Annotated in this window: 17 protein-coding genes; 16 read left to right on the top strand and 1 reads right to left on the bottom strand. The window is 70.2% G+C overall.

Going from position 1 to position 21,677, the window contains the following annotated elements:
- Nucleotides 1-289 precede the first annotated feature (289 nt).
- The 16 genes from rsmH to ACTWJ8_RS12510 all read left to right on the top strand — a co-directional run bounded on the left by rsmH (nucleotide 290) and on the right by ACTWJ8_RS12510 (nucleotide 18,201).
- Complete coding sequence (gene rsmH, locus ACTWJ8_RS12585; protein ID WP_356388811.1) at nucleotides 290-1,294, top strand: 16S rRNA (cytosine(1402)-N(4))-methyltransferase RsmH; 1,005 nt, start codon at nucleotides 290-292, stop codon at nucleotides 1,292-1,294.
- A gap of 36 nt (nucleotides 1,295-1,330) precedes the next feature.
- Nucleotides 1,331-1,882 carry a septum formation initiator family protein gene (locus tag ACTWJ8_RS12580; protein ID WP_443263842.1) on the top strand — a complete coding sequence of 184 codons (552 nt, stop codon included), beginning with the start codon at nucleotides 1,331-1,333 and terminating at the stop codon, nucleotides 1,880-1,882.
- Nucleotides 1,883-1,886: 4 nt separating this feature from the next.
- Entirely contained in the window at nucleotides 1,887-3,887 is a 2,001-nt protein-coding gene (locus ACTWJ8_RS12575; RefSeq protein WP_356388815.1) for a peptidoglycan D,D-transpeptidase FtsI family protein, read from the top strand.
- A gap of 149 nt (nucleotides 3,888-4,036) precedes the next feature.
- Nucleotides 4,037-5,575, top strand: a complete 1,539-nt coding sequence (locus ACTWJ8_RS12570; RefSeq protein WP_443263841.1) for a UDP-N-acetylmuramoyl-L-alanyl-D-glutamate--2,6-diaminopimelate ligase — start codon at nucleotides 4,037-4,039, stop codon at nucleotides 5,573-5,575.
- Nucleotides 5,576-5,579: 4 nt separating this feature from the next.
- Nucleotides 5,580-6,980: a UDP-N-acetylmuramoyl-tripeptide--D-alanyl-D-alanine ligase gene (locus ACTWJ8_RS12565; protein WP_443263840.1), complete on the top strand. Its 1,401-nt coding sequence runs from the start codon at nucleotides 5,580-5,582 to the stop codon at nucleotides 6,978-6,980.
- Nucleotides 6,980-8,053, top strand: a complete 1,074-nt coding sequence (gene mraY / locus ACTWJ8_RS12560) for a phospho-N-acetylmuramoyl-pentapeptide-transferase (RefSeq protein WP_356388821.1) — start codon at nucleotides 6,980-6,982, stop codon at nucleotides 8,051-8,053. Before ACTWJ8_RS12565 ends, mraY begins: the two co-directional genes overlap by 1 nt.
- Nucleotides 8,035-9,477, top strand: a complete 1,443-nt coding sequence (gene murD, locus ACTWJ8_RS12555; protein ID WP_443263838.1) for a UDP-N-acetylmuramoyl-L-alanine--D-glutamate ligase — start codon at nucleotides 8,035-8,037, stop codon at nucleotides 9,475-9,477. The genes mraY and murD overlap by 19 nt, the downstream gene beginning before the upstream one ends.
- 91 nt (nucleotides 9,478-9,568) lie before the next feature.
- Nucleotides 9,569-10,897, top strand: coding sequence for a putative lipid II flippase FtsW (ftsW, locus tag ACTWJ8_RS12550; RefSeq protein WP_356388825.1), 1,329 nt, complete (start codon nucleotides 9,569-9,571; stop codon nucleotides 10,895-10,897).
- 6 nt (nucleotides 10,898-10,903) lie between these two features.
- Nucleotides 10,904-11,992, top strand: a complete 1,089-nt coding sequence (gene murG / locus ACTWJ8_RS12545) for an undecaprenyldiphospho-muramoylpentapeptide beta-N-acetylglucosaminyltransferase (protein WP_356388827.1) — start codon at nucleotides 10,904-10,906, stop codon at nucleotides 11,990-11,992.
- A 28-nt stretch (nucleotides 11,993-12,020) separates the two neighbouring features.
- A complete protein-coding gene (locus tag ACTWJ8_RS12540; protein WP_356388829.1) occupies nucleotides 12,021-12,827 on the top strand; it encodes a cell division protein FtsQ/DivIB in 807 nt (268 codons plus the stop codon).
- 298 nt (nucleotides 12,828-13,125) lie between these two features.
- On the top strand, nucleotides 13,126-14,373 hold the full coding sequence (gene ftsZ / locus ACTWJ8_RS12535) for a cell division protein FtsZ (protein ID WP_356388831.1): 1,248 nt from the start codon (nucleotides 13,126-13,128) through the stop codon (nucleotides 14,371-14,373).
- Between the two features lie 10 nt (nucleotides 14,374-14,383).
- Nucleotides 14,384-15,124: a peptidoglycan editing factor PgeF gene (gene pgeF, locus ACTWJ8_RS12530; protein WP_443263837.1), complete on the top strand. Its 741-nt coding sequence runs from the start codon at nucleotides 14,384-14,386 to the stop codon at nucleotides 15,122-15,124.
- Nucleotides 15,125-15,130: 6 nt separating this feature from the next.
- Nucleotides 15,131-15,859 carry a YggS family pyridoxal phosphate-dependent enzyme gene (locus ACTWJ8_RS12525; protein WP_356388835.1) on the top strand — a complete coding sequence of 243 codons (729 nt, stop codon included), beginning with the start codon at nucleotides 15,131-15,133 and terminating at the stop codon, nucleotides 15,857-15,859.
- Between the two features lie 126 nt (nucleotides 15,860-15,985).
- Nucleotides 15,986-16,630: a cell division protein SepF gene (locus tag ACTWJ8_RS12520; RefSeq protein WP_356388837.1), complete on the top strand. Its 645-nt coding sequence runs from the start codon at nucleotides 15,986-15,988 to the stop codon at nucleotides 16,628-16,630.
- A 73-nt stretch (nucleotides 16,631-16,703) separates the two neighbouring features.
- Nucleotides 16,704-17,000 carry a YggT family protein gene (locus ACTWJ8_RS12515; protein ID WP_306321272.1) on the top strand — a complete coding sequence of 99 codons (297 nt, stop codon included), beginning with the start codon at nucleotides 16,704-16,706 and terminating at the stop codon, nucleotides 16,998-17,000.
- Nucleotides 17,001-17,046: 46 nt separating this feature from the next.
- The gene (locus tag ACTWJ8_RS12510; protein WP_356388839.1) at nucleotides 17,047-18,201 is read left to right on the top strand and encodes a DivIVA domain-containing protein; all 1,155 of its coding nucleotides are present in this window, start codon (nucleotides 17,047-17,049) and stop codon (nucleotides 18,199-18,201) included.
- Nucleotides 18,202-18,503: 302 nt separating this feature from the next.
- On the opposite strand, the gene ileS is transcribed toward ACTWJ8_RS12510, so the two are convergent.
- Nucleotides 18,504-21,650, bottom strand: coding sequence for an isoleucine--tRNA ligase (gene ileS, locus ACTWJ8_RS12505; RefSeq protein WP_443263836.1), 3,147 nt, complete (start codon nucleotides 21,648-21,650; stop codon nucleotides 18,504-18,506).
- Nucleotides 21,651-21,677 lie beyond the last annotated feature (27 nt).

Raw genomic sequence — 21,677 nt, 5'->3', positions numbered from 1 at the left:
GACGCGCGCTCCGGTTGATCGACCGGTTGATTGACCGGCGGGCACGGTGGACTAAAGTGACGCCGACCCCAGACAACCACGCAACGATGCAACACGGAGATCCCGGAACTGCCGCCCGGCACGTCCGGAAAGCTCCCCGCGTGCGCGGCGCGTACGTACGGCTCGGCCTCCTCCCGCTCCGGTCGGCCGGCGTCCCTTCCCCGGCGCCGACGGACCACCTTCCCCTTCACGAGCGGGCGGGGACCCGGCAGTGCGTACGTCCCCACGCCGGACCTGAGAGGGACCAGGAATGAACGGGCGCGAAGCGCTTCCTCAGAAGGGCGGGGGTGGGCGACGGGAGGGACAGCGACACGTTCCGGTCATGCTCCAGCGCTGCTTGGACATGTTGGCCCCGGCGCTGGCCCAGCCGGGTGCGGTCGTCGTCGACTGCACGCTCGGCCTCGGCGGGCACAGCGAGGCGCTGCTCTCCACGTTCCCCTCGTGCCGCCTCGTCGCCCTCGACCGCGACAAGGAAGCGCTGCGGCTGTCCGGCGAGCGCCTGGAGCCCTTCGGTGACCGCGCCACCCTCGTGCACGCGGTCTACGACGAACTGCCCGAGGTCCTCGACCGGTTGGGCATCCCGAAGGTGCAGGGCGTCCTTTTCGACCTCGGCGTCTCCTCCATGCAGCTCGACGAGGCCGACCGCGGCTTCGCCTACGCGCAGGACGCGCCGCTCGACATGCGCATGGACCAGACGACCGGAATGAGCGCCGCCGAGGTGCTCAACACGTACCCGGCGGGCGAACTGGTGCGGATCCTGCGCCAGTACGGCGAGGAGAAGCAGGCCAAGCGCATTGTTTCGGCCATCGTGCGGGAGCGCGAGAAGGAGCCGTTCAGCACCAGCGCCCGGCTCGTCGAGCTGATCCGCGACTCGCTGCCGCAGGCCGCCAAGCGCACCGGCGGCAACCCGGCCAAGCGCACCTTCCAGGCCCTGCGCATCGAGGTCAACGGCGAGCTGAGCGTCCTGGAGCGGGCGATCCCGGGCGCCGTGAAGTCGCTCGCGGTCGGCGGCCGGATCGCCGTCCTGTCGTACCACTCGTTGGAAGACCGCCTGGTCAAGCAGGTGTTCGCGGCCGGAGCGAGCAACACGGCGCCGCCCGGCCTGCCGGTCGTCCCCGAGCAGTACCAGCCCCGCCTCAAGCTGCTCACGCGCGGCGCCGAACTCCCCACGGAGGAAGAGGTCGCGGAGAACCGCCGGGCCGCCCCGGCACGGCTGCGGGGTGCGCAGCGCATCCGCGAGGATGTCGAGGGGTGACGGCCGAGTGACGTACGCGCGCGTGGAGGGGTGGTCATGAGCGCCAGCAGTGGCTCGAAAGGTTCGCTGCGCGGCAGGGCCGCCCGCCTCGCGCGGCTGCTTCCGCTCGGCTCGTCCGGCGGCACACAGGCCGCGCGCACCCCGTTCGTCCTGCTCGTCGTGCTGCTGCTCGGCGGCGGGCTCATCACGCTCCTGATGCTGAACTCCTCGCTCAACGAGGGCTCGTTCCAGCTCACCAAGCTGAAGAAGCAGACCACCGAGCTGACCGACGACGAGCAGGAGCTCCAGCGGGAGGTCGACTCCTACTCGGCGCCCGACGCGCTCCGGCGCCGCGCGGGCGAGCTCGGCATGGTGCCCGGCGGCGACCCGGCGTTCCTCGACCTGAACGGCACCGTGAAGGGCATGCCGAGCCCGGCCGCGGGGCCGCCCGCCCCGCCGCGCCCTGAGCCGACGCCCACTCCGACCCCGCAGACCCCGGACGCCGCGAGCGCGTCCCCGTCCCCGAGCGCCTCGCCCTCCACCACACCGTCCGCGTCGACGAGTCCGAACTCCTCGGCCACGCCCTCCCCTTCGAGCACCGGCAGGTGACGCCATGACCGACAGGGAGCCCCCGCGCCGCCGCGTGCCAGGCCCCGCGCGCCCGCCGCGCACCGGAAGGCCCGCGCCCAAGCCCGCGCCCAAGGCGGCCGCCAAGGGCCGCCCCGCGCAGCGCCCCGCAGCCCGCCGCCCGCGCCCCGCCCCGCCGAGGCCCAAGCCGAAGCAGAAGGCGCCCTCCACGCTGCGGCTCGGCAGCCCCCGGCCGCGCCTGCGCATGGTGAGCCTGGGCCTCACTCTCGTCCTGCTGGTCTTCGTCGTACGCCTCTTCCAGGTGCAGGGCGTCGACGCCAGCGCGTACGCGGCGAAGGCCTCCCTGAACCGGTACGTCAGCCACTCCATCGCGGCCGAGCGCGGCGGCATCACGGACCGCAGCGGCGTCGATCTCGCCGCGAGCGTGGACGCGTACGACATCACCGCCGACCCGACGCTCTTCACGAAGAAGGCGACCAAGGTCGACGACGCGCCGGAGCAGGCGGCCGCGCTGCTCTCGCCGATCATCGGCGTCGACGCGGACGAGCTGACCAAGAAGCTGAGGACGAAGAACACCCGCTACGTGCGGCTCGCCGCGCGGCAGACGCCGCAGGTCTGGAAGCAGATCAAGGACCTCAGGACCACGCTGAACGAGAAGGCGAACGCCGCGGGCCGCGAGGCGAGCGTGCTCTCCGGCGTCGTCGCCGACCCCAGCAGCAAGCGCGTCTACCCGAACGGCGACCTCGCCGCGGGCGTCCTCGGCTGGGTCAACGCCGACGGCAAGGGCGGCGGCGGCATCGAGCAGCAGCTCGACAAGGAGCTCGCGGGCAAGGCGGGCAAGATCCGCTACGCCCAGTCCGGCGGCCAGCAGGTGCCGACCGCCGGCACCACCGAGCAGCCCGCGGTGCCCGGCTCCGACGTCGAGCTGACCCTCGACCGCGACATCCAGTGGGCCGCCCAGAACGCCATCGACGAGCAGGTCAAGAAGTCGAAGGCGGACCGCGGCTACGTCGTCGTCCAGGACACGAAGACGGGCGAGGTCCTCGCCATGGCCAACGCGCCCGGCTTCGACCCGAACGACCTGGCGGACGCCAAGGCGGAGGCCCTCGGCAACGCCGCCCTCCAGGACGCGTACGAGCCCGGCTCCACCGCCAAGGTCATGTCGATGGCGGCCGTCCTCGAGGAGAAGGCCGCCACGCCCGGCACCCACGTCACCGTTCCCAACCGGCTGCACCGCGGCGACCGGCTCTTCCAGGACGACGTCGACCACCCGACCTGGCACCTCACGCTCAACGGCGTGCTCGCCAAGTCCAGCAACATCGGCACCATCCTGGCGACGGGCCAGCTGGGCAAGACGCAGCCGGCGGCCAACCGGTCGCTCTACTCGTACCTGCGCAAGTTCGGCATCGGCCAGGAGAGCGGGCTCGGCTTCCCCGGCGAGACCTCCGGCATCCTCGCGCCCGCCGACAAGTGGTCCACGTCGCAGCAGTACACGATTCCTTTCGGCCAGGGTTTCTCCATCAACGCGATGCAGGCCGCGTCCGTGTACTCGACCATCGCCAACGACGGCGTACGGGTCGAGCCCACCCTCGTACGCGGCTCCAAGGGCCCCGACGGGCGGTTCACGCCCGCGCCCAAGCCCAAGGAGACCCGCGTCGTCAGCAAGAAGACGGCCAAGACCGTCGCACAGATGCTCGAGTCCGTGGTCGACGACGAAGAGGGCACCGGCACCAAGGCCCGCATCCCCGGCTACCGGGTCGCGGGCAAGACCGGTACGGCCAACCGCGTGGATCCGGCCACCGGCCGCTACAAGGGGTACACGTCGTCGTTCGCCGGTTTCGCGCCCGCCGACAAGCCGCGCGTCACCGTCTACTGCGCCATCCAGAACGCGACCAAGGGCGGCTACTTCGGCGGCCAGATCTGCGGCCCGATCTACAAGAAGGTCATGGAGTTCGCCCTGAAGACCCTTCAGGCCCCGCCCACCGGCGAGAAGCCGGCCCGGCTGCCCGTCACGTTCAAGCCATGACCGCCGGTGATCCTCGTGACGGCCGTCACCCCCGATCCGGGGAACCGCCCCACGCCACGCCCCTCGCTTCGCCCGGCGGGGGGTGGGCCCGGTACGCTCACGCCGTGCCACACGCTGATCAGTCCCAAACCACCCAGAAGGGCGCACCCGTGACGTACCCCGGGCCGCCGCGACCGGTCGAGGTCTCCGCCACACCCCTCGCGGATCTCGCCGATCAACTGGGTGTGACCGCGCCCCAGGCCGCAGCAGAGGTCACCGGCATCACCCACGACTCCCGTGCGGTGCGCCCCGGCGACCTGTACGCGGCCCTGCCAGGAGCCCGCGCGCACGGCGCCGACTTCGCCGCGCAGGCCGCATCGCTCGGCGCCGTCGCGGCGCTCACCGACCCGGCGGGCGCCGAGCGCGTCGCCGAGGCCGGACTCGTGCCGCTCGTCGTGGAGAACCCGCGCAGCCGGATGGGCGAGCTCGCCGCCACTATCTACGGCCACCCCGGCAAGGACCTGCTCCAGATCGGCATCACCGGTACGTCCGGCAAGACCACCACCGCGTACCTCATCGAGGGCGGGCTGAGGACCGTGCGCAGCACCGGTCTCATCGGCACCGTCGAGATGCGCATCGGCGACGAGCGGATCAAGTCCGAGCGCACCACCCCCGAAGCCACCGACCTCCAGGCGCTGTTCGCGGTCATGCGCGAGCGCGGCACCGACGCCGTCGCCATGGAGGTCTCCAGCCACGCCCTCGTGCTCGGCCGGGTCGACGGCTGCGTCTTCGACGTCGCGGTCTTCAACAACCTGAGCCCTGAGCACATGGAGTTCCACTCCGACATGGAGGACTACTTCCAGGCGAAGGCGCAGCTGTTCACGAAGGCACGCAGCAAACAGGGCGTCGTGAACTTCGACGACGAGTACGGACGCCGGCTCGTCGACGAGGCCGAGGTCCCCGTCGTCACCTTCTCCGCCGAGGGCCACCCGGACGCCGACTGGCGCGCCGAGGACGTCGAAGTCGGCCAGCTGGGCTCGACGTTGACCGTCGTCGGCCCCAAGGGCGAGCGGATCACCGCCAAGGCGCCGCTGCCCGGCCCCTTCAACGTCGCGAACACCCTCGCCGCGATCGTCACCCTCGCCGTCGCCGGACTCGACCCGCAGACCGCGGCCGACGGCGTCGCCGCGGTGCCCGGCGTGCCCGGCCGCCTGGAGCGCGTCGAGGCGGGCCAGAAGTACCTCGCCGTCGTCGACTACGCGCACAAGACCGACGCCGTCGAGTCCGTCCTGAAGGCGCTGCGCAAGGTCACCGAGAACAAGCTGCACATCGTGCTCGGCTGCGGCGGCGACCGCGACAGGACCAAGCGGATGCCGATGGGCGCCGCCGCCGCGCGGTTCGCCGACTCGGCCATCCTCACCTCCGACAACCCGCGCTCCGAGGACCCCCTCGCGATCCTCGCCACGATGCTGACCGGTGCCGCCGACGTGCCGGCCCACGAGCGCGGCGACGTCGCCGTCTTCGAGGACCGCGCCGCCGCCATCGCCGCCGCCGTGGCGCGCGCCGAGCCCGGCGACACGGTGCTCGTCGCCGGCAAGGGCCACGAGCAGGGCCAGGACATCGCCGGTGTGGTCCGCCCGTTCGACGACCGCCAGGTGCTCAGGGCGGCCATCGAAGCCACCGTCGACCACCAGAAGACCCAGGGATGAAGTTGTGATCGCCCTCTCCCTCGCCGAGATCGCCTCAGCCGTCGGCGGGCAGCCGTACGACATACCGGACCCGCAGGTCCGAGTCACCGGGCCCGTCGTCATCGACTCGCGCAAGATCGAGCCCGGAAGCCTGTTCGCCGCCTTCGTCGGCGAGCGGGTCGACGGCCACGACTACGCGCGCGAGGTCGTCGACAAGGGCGCCGTCGCCGTGCTGGCCTCCCGGCCCGTCGGCGTCCCCGCCATCGTCGTCGACGACGTGCAGAAGGCGCTCGGCGCGCTCGCCCGGCACGTCGTCGCCCGGCTCGGCGCCACCCTCGTCGGCCTCACCGGCTCGGCCGGCAAGACCAGCACCAAGGACCTGATCGCCCAGGTGCTGCGCCGCAAGGCCGACACGGTGTTCACTCCCGGCTCGTTCAACAACGAGATCGGCCTGCCGCTGACCGCTCTGACCGCCACCGACGAGACGAAGTTCCTCGTCCTGGAGATGGGCGCCCGCGGCATCGGCCACATCAGGTACCTGACCGGCCTCACGCCCCCGAAGGTGGGCGTCGTCCTGAACGTCGGGACCGCGCACATCGGCGAGTTCGGCGGCCGCGAGCAGATCGCACAGGCGAAGGGCGAACTCGTCGAGTCGCTGCCCGAGGACGGCACCGCGATCCTCAACGCCGACGACCCGCTGGTGCGCGCCATGGCCTCGCGCACGAAGGCGAAGGTGCTCTTCTTCGGAGAGGCGGACAACGCCGACATCCGTGCGGAGAACGTCCGTCTCACGGACACCGGACAGCCCGCATTCAGCCTGCACACACCCTCCGGGTGCAGCGACGTGACCTTGCGCCTGTACGGTGAGCACCACGTGTCGAACGCGCTCGCCGCGGCCGCCGTCGCCCATGACCTTGGCATGTCCGTGGAGGAGATCGCCCTCGCGCTCTCCGAGGCGGGCAACCTGTCCCGCTGGCGCATGGAGGTCACCGAGCGCTCGGACGGCGTCACGATCGTCAACGACGCCTACAACGCGAACCCCGAGTCCATGCGAGCGGCCTTGCGCGCGCTGGTGGCCATGGGCAAGGGGCGCCGGACGTGGGCGGTGCTCGGGCAGATGGCCGAGCTCGGCGACGAGTCGCTGAACGAGCACGACGCGGTCGGACGGCTCGCCGTCCGGCTCAACGTCAGCAAGCTCGTTGCGGTCGGGGGCAGGGAAGCGTCCTGGTTGCAGCTGGGCGCCTATAACGAGGGTTCGTGGGGTGAGGAGTCGGTGCACGTGTCCGACGCACAGGCGGCGATCGACCTGCTGCGCAGCGAGCTGCGCCCGGGAGACGTCGTGCTCGTGAAGGCATCCAGGTCCGTGGGCCTGGAGAGCGTGGCACAGGCGCTGCTCTCCGACACGCAGGGTGGGGTTGATGCCTGATGATGAAGCAGATCCTGTTCGCGGGCGTCATCGGTCTCTTCCTGACGCTCGCCGGAACGCCACTGCTGATCAAGCTCCTCGCGCGCAAGGGCTACGGGCAGTTCATCCGTGACGACGGCCCGCGCGAGCACCACAGCAAGCGCGGCACGCCGACCATGGGTGGTATCGCCTTCATCCTGGCGACCCTCATCGCGTACTTCCTCAGCAAGCTGATCACCGGCGCCGCGCCGACCCTCTCAGGTCTGCTGGTGCTCGGCCTGATGGCGGGCATGGGCCTCGTCGGCTTCCTCGACGACTACATCAAGATCGTCAAGCGGCGTTCGCTCGGCCTCAGAGCCAAGGCCAAGATGGCCGGGCAGCTGATCGTCGGCATCGCCTTCGCGGTGATCTCCCTGCAGTTCGCGGACGTGCGCGGCAATACGCCCGCCTCCACCAAGCTCTCCTTCGTGGAGGACTTCGGCTGGTCGATCGGCCCGGTCCTGTTCGTGGTCTGGGCGCTGTTCATGATCCTCGCGATGTCGAACGGCGTGAACCTGACGGACGGCCTCGACGGCCTCGCCACCGGCGCCTCCGTGATGGTCTTCGGCGCGTACACCTTCATCGGTGTCTGGCAGTTCCAGGAGTCCTGCGCCAACGCGCAGACCCTCACCAACCCGGCGGCCTGTTTCGAGGTCAGAGACCCGCTCGACCTGGCTGTGGTCGCATCGGCCCTGATGGGCGCCTGTTTCGGCTTCCTGTGGTGGAACACGTCGCCCGCCAAGATCTTCATGGGCGACACCGGCTCGCTCGCCCTCGGCGGCGCGCTCGCGGGCCTCGCGATCTGCTCCCGCACCGAACTGCTGCTCGCCCTGCTCGGCGGCCTGTTCGTGCTCATCACGATGTCCGTGGTCATCCAGGTCGGCTCGTTCCGCCTCACCGGCAAGCGCGTCTTCCGCATGGCGCCACTGCAACACCACTTCGAACTCAAGGGGTGGTCCGAAGTCCTTGTGGTGGTCCGGTTCTGGATCATCCAGGGCATGTGCGTGATCGTCGGACTCGGCCTCTTCTACGCAGGATGGGCAGCCAAGAAGTGACCACGTTCCAGGACACCTGGCACGGCAAGAACATCACCGTCGCCGGTCTCGGCGTGAGCGGCGTCAGCGCCGCCCGCGCCCTGGCCGGCTTCGGCGCGTCGGTGACCGTCGTGGACGGCGGCGACAGCGAGGCGCACCGCGAAAAGGCCGCTCTTCTTAATGAAGCGGGGATTTCCGTCCAGCTCGGCGACTCGACCACGCTGCCCGACGGCACCGACCTGGTCGTGACGTCCCCGGGCTGGAAGCCCACATCGCCGCTGTTCGCCGAGGCCGCAGCCGCGGGCGTCGACGTCGTCGGCGACGTCGAGATCGCCTGGCGCCTGCGCGGCCCGAACGCGGCGCCCTGGCTCGCGATCACCGGCACCAACGGCAAGACCACGACGACGCAGATGCTCGCGTCGATCCTGGAGGCCGCGGGCCTGCGCACGGCCGCCGTCGGCAACATCGGCACCCCGATCATCGACGTCGTCCTCCAGGGCGACGACGCCTACGACGTGTTCGCCGTCGAGCTGTCCTCGTACCAGCTGCACTGGGCCCCGTCCCTGCGCGCCCACTCCGGCGCCGTGCTCAACCTGGCGCCCGACCACCTCGACTGGCACGGCTCCATGGAGGCGTACGCCGCCGACAAGGGCCGCATCTACGAGGGCAACCAGGTCGCGTGCGTCTACAACGTGGCCGACAAGGCGACGGAGAAGCTCGTCGAGAAGGCGGACGTCGAGGAGGGCTGCCGCGCCATCGGCTTCACCCTCGGTACCCCGGGCCCCTCCGAACTCGGCGTCGTGGACGACATCCTGGTCGACCGCGCCTTCGTCGAGAACCGGCAGAAGAACGCCCAGGAGCTCGCCGAGGTCTCCGACGTCAACCCGCCGGCCCCGCACAACATCGCCAACGCGCTCGCCGCCGCCGCCCTCGCCCGCGCCTTCGGCGTCGAGCCCCAGGCCGTACGCGAGGGCCTGCGCAACTTCCGCCCCGACGCCCACCGCATCGCCCACGTCGCCGACGTCGACGGCGTCGCCTACGTGGACGACTCCAAGGCGACCAACACCCACGCCGCCCAGGCGTCGTTGGCCTCCTACGAGTCCATCGTGTGGATCGCGGGCGGCCTCGCCAAGGGCGCCACCTTCGACGAGCTGGTCACGGGCGCGGCGAAGCGGCTGCGCGGCGTCGTCCTGATCGGCGCCGACCGCGCCCTGATCCGCGAAGCCCTGGAGCGACACGCCCCGGAAGTACCGGTCGTCGACCTCGACCGGACCGACACTGGGGCGATGTCGGCGGCGGTCCAGGAGGCCGCGCGGCTCGCCCGCGAAGGGGACACCGTGCTGATGGCCCCGGCCTGCGCGTCGATGGACATGTTCACCAACTACAACAAGCGTGGCGAGGCGTTCGCGGAAGCGGTCCGCGAACTGGGCGCCACCAGCGTCTGACGGGGCTCGAGAGGGCGCCCGGTGACGCCGGGCACCCTTCGGGAGGGGAACGTGGCAGCGCAGACGTACGGCTCAGCGGTGGGGGACGGTCATGGCCGGTAGCAGCCCTCCCCGCACGACCGGGCGCCCCGCGGCGCCGCCCCGGCGGACCAGCAAGGTCTACCGGGCCCGCGTCAACCCCGTGCGCCGGCTGTACACCCAGGCCAAGCGCGCCTGGGACCGGCCGCTCACCGCGTACTACCTGATCATCGGGGCCGCGCTGCTCCTCACCGTGCTGGGCCTCGTCATGGTCTACTCGGCGTCGATGATCACGGCCCTCCAGATGGGCCTGTCCAGCTCGTACTTCTTCCGCAAGCAGTTCGTCGCGGCCGTGATCGGCGGCGTACTGCTGCTGATCGCGATGCGGATGCCCGTGAAGCTGCACCGGGCGCTCGCCTACCCGATCCTCGCCGTCAGCGTCTTCCTGATGGTCCTCGTGCAGGTGCCGGGGATAGGAGTGTCGATCAACGGCAACCAGAACTGGATCTCGCTCGGCGGCCCCTTCATGCTCCAGCCGAGCGAGTTCGGGAAGCTGGCGTTGATCCTCTGGGGTGCCGACCTGCTGGCGCGCAAGCACGACAAGCGGCTGTTGACGCAGTGGAAGCACATGCTCGTGCCGCTCGTCCCGGTGGCCTTCATGCTGCTCGGGCTGATCATGCTCGGCGGCGACATGGGCACCGCGATCCTGCTCACGGCGATCCTCTTCGGCCTGCTGTGGACGGCGGGCGCCCCGACCAGGCTCTTCGTGGGCGTGCTCTCGGTGGCCGCGGTGATCGGCCTGATCCTCATCAAGACCAGCCCGAACCGCATGGCCCGCCTCGCCTGCCTCGGCAGCTCCGACGCCGGCCCCGGCGACATGTGCTGGCAGGGACTCCACGGGATCTACGCCCTGGCCTCCGGGGGACTCTTCGGTTCGGGCCTCGGAGCGAGTGTGGAAAAATGGGGACAACTTCCCGAAGCGCACACCGACTTCATCTTTGCCATCACCGGTGAGGAACTGGGCCTGGCGGGGACGCTGTCGGTGCTCGCCCTGTTCGCGGCTCTAGGCTATGCGGGTATCCGCGTGGCCGGACGCACGGAGGACCCCTTCGTTCGCTATGCCGCGGGAGGCGTGACGACGTGGATCACGGCCCAGGCCGTGGTCAACATCGGTGCGGTGCTCGGCCTGCTGCCGATCGCCGGAGTCCCGCTCCCGCTGTTCTCGTACGGGGGGTCCGCGCTGCTTCCGACCATGTTCGCCGTGGGACTCCTGATCGCGTTCGCGCGCGACGAGCCCGCTGCGCGGGCGGCCCTCGCCATGCGGCACAGTACGGGAGGCCGGGGGATGAGATGGAACACGATGCGACGGCGCGCCTCAGCGCGTCCGTCCAGAGAGCGGTGAATTTCGGTGCATGTCGTACTCGCCGGTGGGGGGACCGCCGGCCACATCGAGCCGGCGCTCGCCCTCGCGGACGCCCTGCGCAGGCAGGACCCGACCGTGGGCATCACGGCCCTGGGCACGGAACGCGGCCTTGAGACCCGTCTCGTGCCGGAGCGCGGCTACGACCTGGCGCTGATCCCCGCCGTACCGCTGCCGCGCAAGCCCACCCCCGAGCTGATCACCGTGCCGGGGCGGCTGCGCGGCACCATCAAGGCGGCCGAGCAGATCCTGGAGCGCACCAAGGCGGACTGCGTGGTCGGCTTCGGCGGCTACGTCGCGCTGCCCGGCTACCTCGCCGCCAAGCGCGCCGGCGTCCCGATCGTGGTGCACGAGGCCAACGCGCGGCCCGGCCTGGCCAACAAGATCGGCTCCCGGTACGCGGAGCGGGTCGCGGTCTCCACGCCGGACTCCAAGCTGCGCGGCTCCCGCTACATCGGCATCCCGCTGCGCCGCACCATCGCCATGCTCGACCGGGCGCAGATGCGGCCCGAGGCGCGCGCCGCGTTCGGGCTCGACCCGAACCTGCCGACGCTGCTCGTCTCCGGCGGCTCGCAGGGCGCCCGGCACCTGAACGAGGTCGTGACCCGGGTCGTGCCGCGGCTCCAGCAGTCCGGCATCCAGGTGCTGCACGTGGTCGGCCCCAAGAACGAACTGCCGCAGGTCCAGCAGATGCCGGGAATGCCCCCGTACATCCCGGTACCGTACGTGGACCGGATGGACCTCGCGTACGCGGCGGCCGACATGATGCTCTGCCGCGCGGGCGCGATGACCGTCGCCGAACTCTCCGCCGTCGGGCTCCCCGCCGCCTACGTCCCGCTGCCCATCGGCAACGGCGAACAGCGGCTCAACGCCCAGCCGGTGGTCAAGGCCGGCGGCGGCCTGCTGGTCGACGACGCGGAGCTGACCCCCGAGTGGGTCCAGGACAACGTCCTGCCCGTGCTCGCCGACCCGCACCGGCTGTACGAGATGTCCCGCGCGGCCTCCGAGTTCGGCCGCAGGGACGCCGACGACCTGCTCGTCGGGATGGTGTACGAGGCGATCAACTCGCGTCGTTAATGAGCAGACGAAGGTAAGGCAGGGGACAGTGGCCGGACCCACCACGCAGGATCGCGAACGGGACACGTCCGAGGCGTCCGAGCCACCGCCCCTCGCCGCCCGCTGGGTGCGCATGCCGAGCATGCGCACCCTCGTCGTGACCGGCGTGCTGCTCGTGCTGATCGGCGCGGGCGGCAGCTGGCTCCTGTACGGCTCGCCGTGGCTGCGTGTCGAGCGTGTGAAGACCTCCGGCACCCGGGTCCTGACGTCGGATCAGGTGCGCGAGGCGGCCGCCGTGCCGGTCGGCGCCCCGCTGATCTCCGTCGACAAGGGAGCCATCGCGGACCGGCTGCGCCGGAAATTGCCCCGAATCGACTCGGTTGATGTGGTCCGTTCCTGGCCGCACGGAATCGGGCTGAAAGTGACGGAACGCAAACCGGTCCTGATTGTTGAAGACGGCGGAAATTCGGGCAAGTTCGCTGAAGTCGACCGGGAAGGCGTCCGTTTCGCCACCGTCGACAAGCCCCTGAAGAGCGTCCCCCGCCTCGAATTGACGCCGGATCGGTCGAGCGCAGAGGCGAGTCTGCGCCGATTCGACCCGAATCGGCTCGTACGGGAAGCGGTGCGGGTCGCCCGGCAGCTCCCGAAGCCGGTCGCGCGGGACGCGCGGACCCTCAAGGTCCGTTCGTACGATGCCATCTCCCTGGAGCTGTCCGGTGGCCGGACCGTCGAGTGGGGAAGTGCCGAGCAGGGCGCCACCAAGGCGCGTACTCTCACCGCTCTCATGAAAGCCGCCCCGAAGGCCAGGCACTTGGACGTGAGTGTTCCCACGGCCCCTGCCGCGTCCGGGAGTTGACGCACATCGATGCAGGCCAGCACCCTGGTTGGGCATCGACACGGCTGATCACATAGGGTGAAAAGAAAAACGGGAGGTTCGGCGTGTTCGTTGAACGGGCGCCACTTGTCGACTTAGTGTCAGGTTCGGAAGAGTCCAGGAAACAGACACACTGGTAACCCTAAACTTCAGCGTTAGGGTTCGGGTCGGCAGTCGACTAGTAGTCAACTAGTAGTCCGGACCGTCCCAATTCGGCATCAGTCGTCGCACCGTAGAACGCGAGGCGGCGACACGTAACTCGAGGCGAGAGGCCTTCGACGTGGCAGCACCGCAGAACTACCTCGCAGTCATCAAAGTCATCGGTGTCGGCGGCGGTGGTGTCAATGCCATCAACCGGATGATCGAGGTCGGTCTCAAGGGCGTCGAGTTCATCGCCATCAACACCGATGCGCAAGCCCTGTTGATGAGCGACGCGGACGTCAAGCTCGACGTCGGCCGTGAACTCACCCGCGGACTCGGCGCCGGAGCCAATCCGGGCGTCGGACGCAAGGCGGCCGAGGACCACCGCGAGGAGATCGAGGAGGTCCTCAAGGGGGCCGACATGGTCTTCGTCACCGCCGGTGAAGGTGGCGGCACCGGCACCGGCGGCGCACCCGTCGTGGCCAACATCGCGCGCTCGCTCGGCGCCCTCACGATCGGTGTGGTCACACGGCCGTTCACCTTCGAGGGCCGGCGCCGGGCCAACCAGGCGGAGGACGGCATCGCCGAGCTCCGCGAAGAGGTCGACACCCTCATCGTCATCCCGAACGACCGGCTCCTGTCCATCTCGGACCGCCAGGTCTCGGTCCTCGACGCCTTCAAGTCGGCGGACCAGGTCCTGCTCTCCGGTGTCCAGGGCATCACCGACCTCATCACCACCCCGGGCCTCATCAACCTCGACTTCGCGGACGTGAAGTCCGTGATGTCCGAGGCGGGTTCGGCCCTGATGGGCATCGGCTCCGCCCGCGGCGACGACCGCGCGGTGGCCGCGGCCGAGATGGCGATCTCCTCGCCGCTCCTCGAGGCGTCCATCGACGGCGCCCGCGGCGTGCTGCTCTCCATCTCCGGCGGCTCCGACCTCGGTCTCTTCGAGATCAACGAGGCCGCGCAGCTGGTCAGCGAGGCGGCCCACCCCGAGGCGAACATCATCTTCGGCGCCGTCATCGACGACGCGCTCGGCGACGAGGTGCGGGTCACCGTCATCGCCGCCGGCTTCGACGGCGGGCAGCCGCCGAACAAGCGGGAGAACGTGGTGGGTTCCTCCACCGCCAAGCGGGAGGAACCGGCGACGCCGCCGCGGCCCTCGACGCCGGCCCCCGAGCCCGCGCGTTCGAGCTTCGGCAACCTCGGCAGCGTCACCCAGCGCGAGGAGTCCCAGCCGCAGACGCCGACCCCGGCCCCGCCGGCCGAGGCGCCGACCCCGGTGAACGAGGCACCGGCCGCTCCGCCGGCCCCGCCGCAGGTTCCCCGGCCGTCCTACCCGGACAGCCAGGCCGAGGAGCTCGACGTACCGGACTTCCTCAAGTAACCACGCGACAGTGATAGGACAACATCACACTGTGTCTGCTACGAGTGGCGCCCACTTCGCCTTCACCGACCGGTGGGGCGGAGTGAGCGCCGCTCCGTATGAGGAGCTCAACCTCGGGGGCGCGGTCGGTGACGAGCCCGAAGCCGTCCTGCGCAACCGGGAGCTGGCCGCGCGGGCACTCGGCCTCGACGCGTCGCGCGTGGTGTGGATGAACCAGGTGCACGGCCCCGACGTGGCGGTGGTGGACGGGCCCTGGGCCACCGAAGCGGACATTCCGTGCGTCGACGCCCTCGTCACCACGCGGCGCGGCCTCGCGCTCGCCGTGCTCACCGCCGACTGCACCCCCGTACTTCTCGCCGACCCGGTCGCCGGGGTCGCCGCCGCCGCGCACGCGGGTCGCCCCGGCATGGTCGCCGGGGTGGTGCCCGCAGCGGTGCGGGCCATGGTGGAGCGGGGCGCGGAGCCCGGGCGGATCATCGCCCGTACGGGGCCCGCGGTCTGCGGGCGCTGCTACGAGGTGCCGGCCGCGATGCGGGACGAGGTCGCGGCGGTGGAACCGGCGGCGTACGCCGAGACCAGCTGGGGCACCCCGGCCGTCGATGTGACCGCCGGAGTGCACGCGCAGCTGGAGCGGCTCGGGGTGCGTGACCGGGAGCGGTCGACGGTGTGCACACTTGAGTCGCACGATCACTTCTCGTACCGCCGCGACAAGGCCACCGGCCGACTCGGCGGCTATGTCTGGCTGGACTGAGACGACATGACGAACCTTCAGGACCGTACGGCGGAGATCGCCGCGAACCTGGCAGCGGTGGAGGAACGTATCACCGCGGCCTGCGACGCGGCCGGTCGCAAGCGGGAGGACGTGACCCTCATCGTGGTCACGAAGACCTACCCCGCGAGCGATGTGCGGATCCTGTCCGGGCTCGGTGTGCGGCACGTGGCGGAGAACCGGGACCAGGACGCGGCGCCCAAGGCCGCGGAATGCTCGGATCTTCCGCTCACATGGCACTTTGTCGGTCAGCTTCAGACCAACAAGGTTCGTTCCGTGGTGGGTTATGCCGATCTGGTGCAGTCCGTCGATCGCGCGAAGCTCGTCACGGCGCTCTCCAAGGAAGCCGTGCGGGCCGAACGCGAGCTGGGCTGTCTGATCCAGGTCGCGCTCGACGCCGACGCGGACGGCCGGGGGGAGCGCGGGGGCGTCGGCCCCGGTGGAGTAGAGGAGTTGGCCGCACGCGTGGCCGAGGCTCCGGGGTTGCGGCTCGACGGTCTGATGACCGTGGCGCCGCTCACCGGGGACTACGCGGGGCGGCAACAAGCGGCGTTCGAGCGGCTCATGGATTTGTCGACTGCCCTGCGCGCGGCCCATCCGGCTGCGAACATGGTCTCGGCAGGGATGAGTTCGGACCTTGAGCAGGCCGTGGCGGCCGGGGCGACACATGTGCGCGTCGGTACGGCGGTCCTCGGAGTCCGACCCCGGCTCGGGTAACGTCGCGAAGAAGTCGGACCACAGCAGAAAATATGGTCATTCTCGCTGATGGGCGGGGAGACCACGTGGATCGCGGGCACTTTGGTTGACGTCAGCCGATCCACCACAGAGCGGAGGACTCAGAGAATGGCCGGCGCGATGCGCAAGATGGCGGTCTACCTCGGCCTCGTGGAGGACGATGGGTACGACGGCCGGGGGTTCGACCCCGATGACGACTTCGAGCCCGAACTCGACCCGGAGCCCGAGCGTGACCGGCGGCGGCACGAGCCGTCGCATCAGTCACACAGCTCCCATGCCGCCACGGATGTGGAGGAATCGGTCAGAGTGGTGCAGCCTCCGGCTCAGCGCGAGCCGGTGCGCCAACCCGCTTCGCTCCCCGCTGAATCCGGACGTCCGGCACGAATCGCCCCCGTGGCATCCATCACACCTGAACGTCAGAGCCTGGAGAAGAACGCACCGGTGATCATGCCCAAGGTCGTGTCCGAGCGGGAGCCCTACCGCATCACCACTTTGCACCCCCGGACCTACAACGAGGCCCGTACCATCGGGGAACACTTCCGTGAGGGCACTCCGGTGATCATGAATCTGACGGAGATGGACGACACCGACGCGAAGCGACTTGTCGACTTTGCGGCAGGTCTTGTGTTCGGTCTTCACGGGAGCATCGAGCGAGTGACACAGAAGGTGTTCCTGTTGTCGCCTGCTAACGTCGATGTCACGGCGGAGGACAAGGCCCGTATCGCAGAGGGCGGGTTCTTCAACCAGAGCTGAGACGCAGCACTAGTTCAACGACTGGCTCGCCAGTCGCGCAGGCACGAGACACAGGGGAGAGGGAACCACCGAGATGGGCGTGGTTATGCAGGTGCTCTACGTCGCGCTGATGTGTTTCCTCATCGTGCTGATCTTCCGGTTGGTCATGGACTACGTCTTCCAGTTCGCCCGCTCGTGGCAACCCGGCAAGGCGATGGTGGTCGTTCTGGAGGCCACTTACACTGTCACTGATCCACCGCTCAAGCTTCTGCGGCGGTTCATTCCGCCGCTGCGTCTCGGGGGCGTGGCGCTCGACCTGTCCTTCTTCGTACTGATGATCATCGTCTGGGTCCTGATCTCGATCGTGCAGAACGTCGGGATGCGACTGTGAACGATACGGTCTTGCCGAATGCCGACGACAACGTTGAGGTGAAGAGATGCCGTTGACCCCCGAGGACGTGCGGAACAAGCAGTTCACGACCGTCCGCCTCCGAGAAGGCTATGACGAGGACGAGGTCGATGCCTTCCTCGATGAGGTCGAAGCCGAACTGACCCGACTCCTACGTGAGAACGAGGATCTGCGGGCGAAACTCGCCGCAGCCACTCGTGCCGCTGCCCAGAACCAGCAGCAGGGCGGCATGCGCAAGGGCCCCGGCGGACCCGGTGGTCCTGGCGGCCCCGGTGGTCCCGGTGGACCCGAGGGTCCGCAGGACCAGCAGCAGGGTCCGCCGCAGGGCATGCGAGGCCCCGGCGCCCCGGTGCCCGCCGGTATATCGGGCCCGCCGCAGCAGCAGATGGGTGGCCCCATGGGTGGCCCGCCCCAGCTGCCGAGCGGTGCCCCGCAGCTGCCGGCCGGTCCCGGTGGGCACGGTCCGCAGGGTGGCCCGCAGGGTCCCGGCCCCATGGGCCAGGGTCCGATGGGTGGCCCGATGGGCGGTCCCATGGGCGGCCACGGTGGCCCGCAGCTGCCGCAGCCCGGTCAGGGCCCCGGTGGCGACAGCGCCGCCCGTGTCCTCTCGCTGGCCCAGCAGACCGCCGACCAGGCGATCGCCGAGGCCCGCTCCGAGGCGAACAAGATCGTCGGCGAGGCGCGCAGCCGTGCCGAGGGTCTCGAGCGTGACGCCCGTGCCAAGGCCGACGCCCTGGAGCGGGACGCGCAGGAGAAGCACCGCGTCGCGATGGGCTCCCTGGAGTCCGCCCGCGCCACGCTGGAGCGCAAGGTCGAGGACCTGCGTGGCTTCGAGCGCGAGTACCGCACGCGTCTGAAGTCCTACCTGGAGTCGCAGCTGCGCCAGCTGGAGACCCAGGCCGACGACTCGCTGGCCCCGCCGCGCACGCCGGCCACCGCCTCGCTGCCCCCGTCCCCGGCGCCGTCGATGGCTCCGGCCGGTGCGGGTGCGCCGTCCTACGGCGGCAACCAGTCGATGGGTGGCGGCAACCAGTCGCAGGGCGGCCCGTCCTACGGCGGTCAGCAGCAGATGTCGCCCGCGATGACGCAGCCGATGGCTCCGGTGCGGCCGCAGGGCCCGTCGCCGATGGGTCAGGCTCCGTCTCCGATGCGCGGCTTCCTCATCGACGAGGACGACAACTGAGCGGCGCGTGTGCGTAGCGCCTGGTAGTAGCTAGGCGTCGGCATTCATTCAGACCTCGGCCCGGATCGTTTCTGCGATCCGGGCCGAGGTCTTTGCGCTCCGTTTTGGCGTGGGCGTTCAGGTGTACGTCGCGGGTACGAAACGCCGAAGGGGCGGGCGGCCAGAAAAACGTTTCTGGCCGCCCGCCCCTTCGGGTGTACTGCGCCGTGGCTGGACCCCGTGTCCTGGTGCGCGGCACCGGGGGCCGCCTTGCCCACCCTGCCGCCCAAGGCGGCAGATTGCCCAAGGCGGCGGAGCGTCGGCTAGACCTTGCGGAGGGCGAAGGACAGGCTCAGGCCCTCGTCCGTGAAGGCGGAGCCGTACGTGTCGTCCGGCTCGGCCTGGACGAAGTCCGTCGCCAGGACCTCGTCGGAGATCAGCTCCGTGTGCTCGGACAGCGCCGAGATCACCGCCGGGTCCGTCGACGTCCAGCGCAGGGCGATCCGGTCCGCCACGTCCAGGCCGCTGTTCTTGCGGGCCTCCTGGATCAGGCGGATCGCGTCACGGGCCAGGCCCGCCTGCCGCAGCTCCTCCGTGAGCTCCAGGTCGAGCGCGACCGTCGCGCCGGAGTCGGACGCGACCGACCAGCCCTCGCGCGGGGTCTCCGTGATGATGACCTCATCGGGCGCGAGGTCGATCTTCTCGCCGTCGACCTCGACCGAGGCGTTGCCCTCGCGCAGGGCCAGGGACAGCGCCGCCGCGTCCGCGTTAGCCACCGCCTTGGCCACGTCCTGGACCCGCTTGCCGAACCGCTTGCCGAGCGCCCGGAAGTTCGCCTTCGCCGTCGTGTCGACGAGGCTGCCGCCGACGTCGGACAGCGAGGCGAGCGACGAGACGTTCAGCTCCTCCGTGATCTGCGCCCGCAGCTCGTCGGAGAGGTCGGCGAAGCCGGATGCCGCGACCAGCGCGCGGGACAGCGGCTGACGGGTCTTGACGCCCGACTCCGCGCGCGTGGCACGGCCCAGCTCGACGAGCCGCCGGACCAGCGCCATCTGCGTCGACAGCTGCGGGTCGATCGCCGCGCGGTCGGCCTCCGGCCACGACGACAGGTGCACCGACTCCGGGGCGTCCGGGGTGACCGGCACGACCAGGTCCTGCCACACCCGCTCGGCGATGAACGGCGTGAGCGGCGCCATCAGCTGGGTGACGGTGACCACCACGTCGTGCAGGGTGCGCAGCGCGGCCTTGTCGCCCTGCCAGAAGCGGCGGCGCGAGCGACGCACGTACCAGTTCGACAGATCGTCGACGAACGCGGAGAGCAGCTTGCCCGCACGCTGGGTGTCGTAGGCCTCCAGGGCCTTCGTGACCTCGTCCGTCAGCAGGTGCAGCTCGGACAGGAGCCAGCGGTCCAGGACGGTGCGGTCGGCGGGCGCCGGGTCCGCCTCGCTGGGCGCCCACTCCGACGTACGGGCGTACAGGGCCTGGAAGGCGACCGTGTTCCAGTACGTGAGGAGCGTCTTGCGGACGACCTCCTGGATCGTGCCGTGGCCGACGCGGCGGGCCGCCCACGGGGAGCCGCCGGCCGCCATGAACCAGCGCACCGCGTCCGCGCCGTGCCGGTCCATGAGCGGGATCGGCTCCAGCGTGTTGCCCAGGTGCTTGGACATCTTGCGGCCGTCCTCGGCGAGGATGTGGCCGAGGCACACCACGTTCTCGTAGGACGACTTGTCGAAGACGAGCGTGCCGACCGCCATCAGTGTGTAGAACCAGCCGCGGGTCTGGTCGATCGCCTCGGAGATGAACTGCGCCGGGTACCGGGACTCGAACAGTTCCTTGTTCTTGTACGGGTAGCCCCACTGCGCGAACGGCATGGAACCCGAGTCGTACCAGGCGTCGATGACCTCGGGCACGCGCACCGCTTCGAGGGAGCAGCCCTCGTGGGTGCAGGTGAAGGTCACGTCGTCGATGTACGGGCGGTGCGGGTCGAGCGAGGACTGGTCCGAGCCGGTCAGCTCGGTCAGCTCGGCGCGCGAGCCGATGCACGTGAGGTGGCCCTCCTCGCAGCGCCAGATGGGCAGCGGGGTGCCCCAGTAGCGGTTGCGGGACAGCGCCCAGTCGATGTTGTTGTTCAGCCAGTCGCCGAAGCGGCCGTGCTTGACGGTCTCCGGGAACCAGTTGGTGTTCTCGTTCTCCTGGAGGAGCCGGTCCTTGATGGCCGTGGTGCGGATGTACCAGGACGGCTGCGCGTAGTAGAGCAGCGCCGTGTGACAGCGCCAGCAGTGCGGGTAGCTGTGCTCGTACGGGATGTGCTTGAAGAGCAGACCGCGGTTCTGGAGGTCCTCGGTCAGCTGTTCGTCGGCCTTCTTGAAGAAGACGCCGCCGACCAGGTCGAGGTCCTCCTCGAAGGTGCCGTCCGGGCGGACCGGGTTGACGACCGGCATGCCGTACGAACGGCAGACCTTGAGGTCGTCCTCACCGAAGGCGGGGGACTGGTGGACGAGACCCGTACCGTCCTCGGTCGTCACGTACTCGGCGTTGACGACATAGTGCGCCTCGGCCGCGTCCGCCGGGAACTCCACCAGCTCGAACGGGCGTTGGTACTTCCAGCGCTCCATCTCGGCGCCGGTGAAGGACTCGCCGGTCGTCTCCCAGCCCTCGCCGAGCGCCTTCTCGACGAGCGGCTCGGCGACGACGAGCTTCTCCTCGCCGTTCGTGGCGACGACGTACGTGACGTCCGGGTGCGCGGCGACCGCCGTGTTGGACACCAGGGTCCACGGGGTCGTCGTCCAGATCAGGAGCGAGGCCTGGCCCGCCAGCGGACCGGAGGTGAGGGGGAAACGGACATAGACCGAGGGGTCCACGACCGTCTCGTAGCCCTGCGCCAGCTCGTGGTCCGAGAGGCCGGTGCCGCAGCGCGGGCACCAGGGGGCGACGCGGTGGTCCTGGACCAGGAGGCCCTTGTTGAAGATCTCCTTCAGCGACCACCAGACCGAGTCGACGTACTCCGGGTTCATCGTCCGGTACGCGTCGTCGAGGTCGACCCAGTAGCCCATGCGGGTCGTCAGGTCGGAGAAGGCGTCGGTGTGCCGGGTCACGGACTCGCGGCACTTGGCGTTGAACTCGGCGATGCCGTACGCCTCGATGTCCTTCTTGCCGCTGAAGCCGAGCTCCTTCTCGACCGCCAGCTCCACCGGGAGGCCGTGGCAGTCCCAGCCCGCCTTGCGGGCCACGTGGTAGCCGCGCATCGTGCGGAAGCGGGGGAACACGTCCTTGAAGACGCGGGCCTCGATGTGGTGGGCGCCCGGCATGCCGTTGGCCGTGGGCGGGCCCTCGTAGAACACCCACTCGGGGCGCCCCTCGGACTGCTCCAGGGTCTTGGCGAAGATCTTCTGCTCGCGCCAGAAGTCGAGCACCGCGTGCTCGAGGGCGGGCAGGTCGACCTGGGCGGGCACCTGGCGGTACTGCGTCATCAGTCTTCCTCCGGCGGATCTGCCTTC

Source organism: Streptomyces sp. SDT5-1 (assembly GCF_052245995.1).
Lineage (GTDB): Bacteria > Actinomycetota > Actinomycetes > Streptomycetales > Streptomycetaceae > Streptomyces.
Note: the sequence above shows the minus strand (reverse complement) of the source record. Positions and strands in the feature narration are given on the sequence as shown.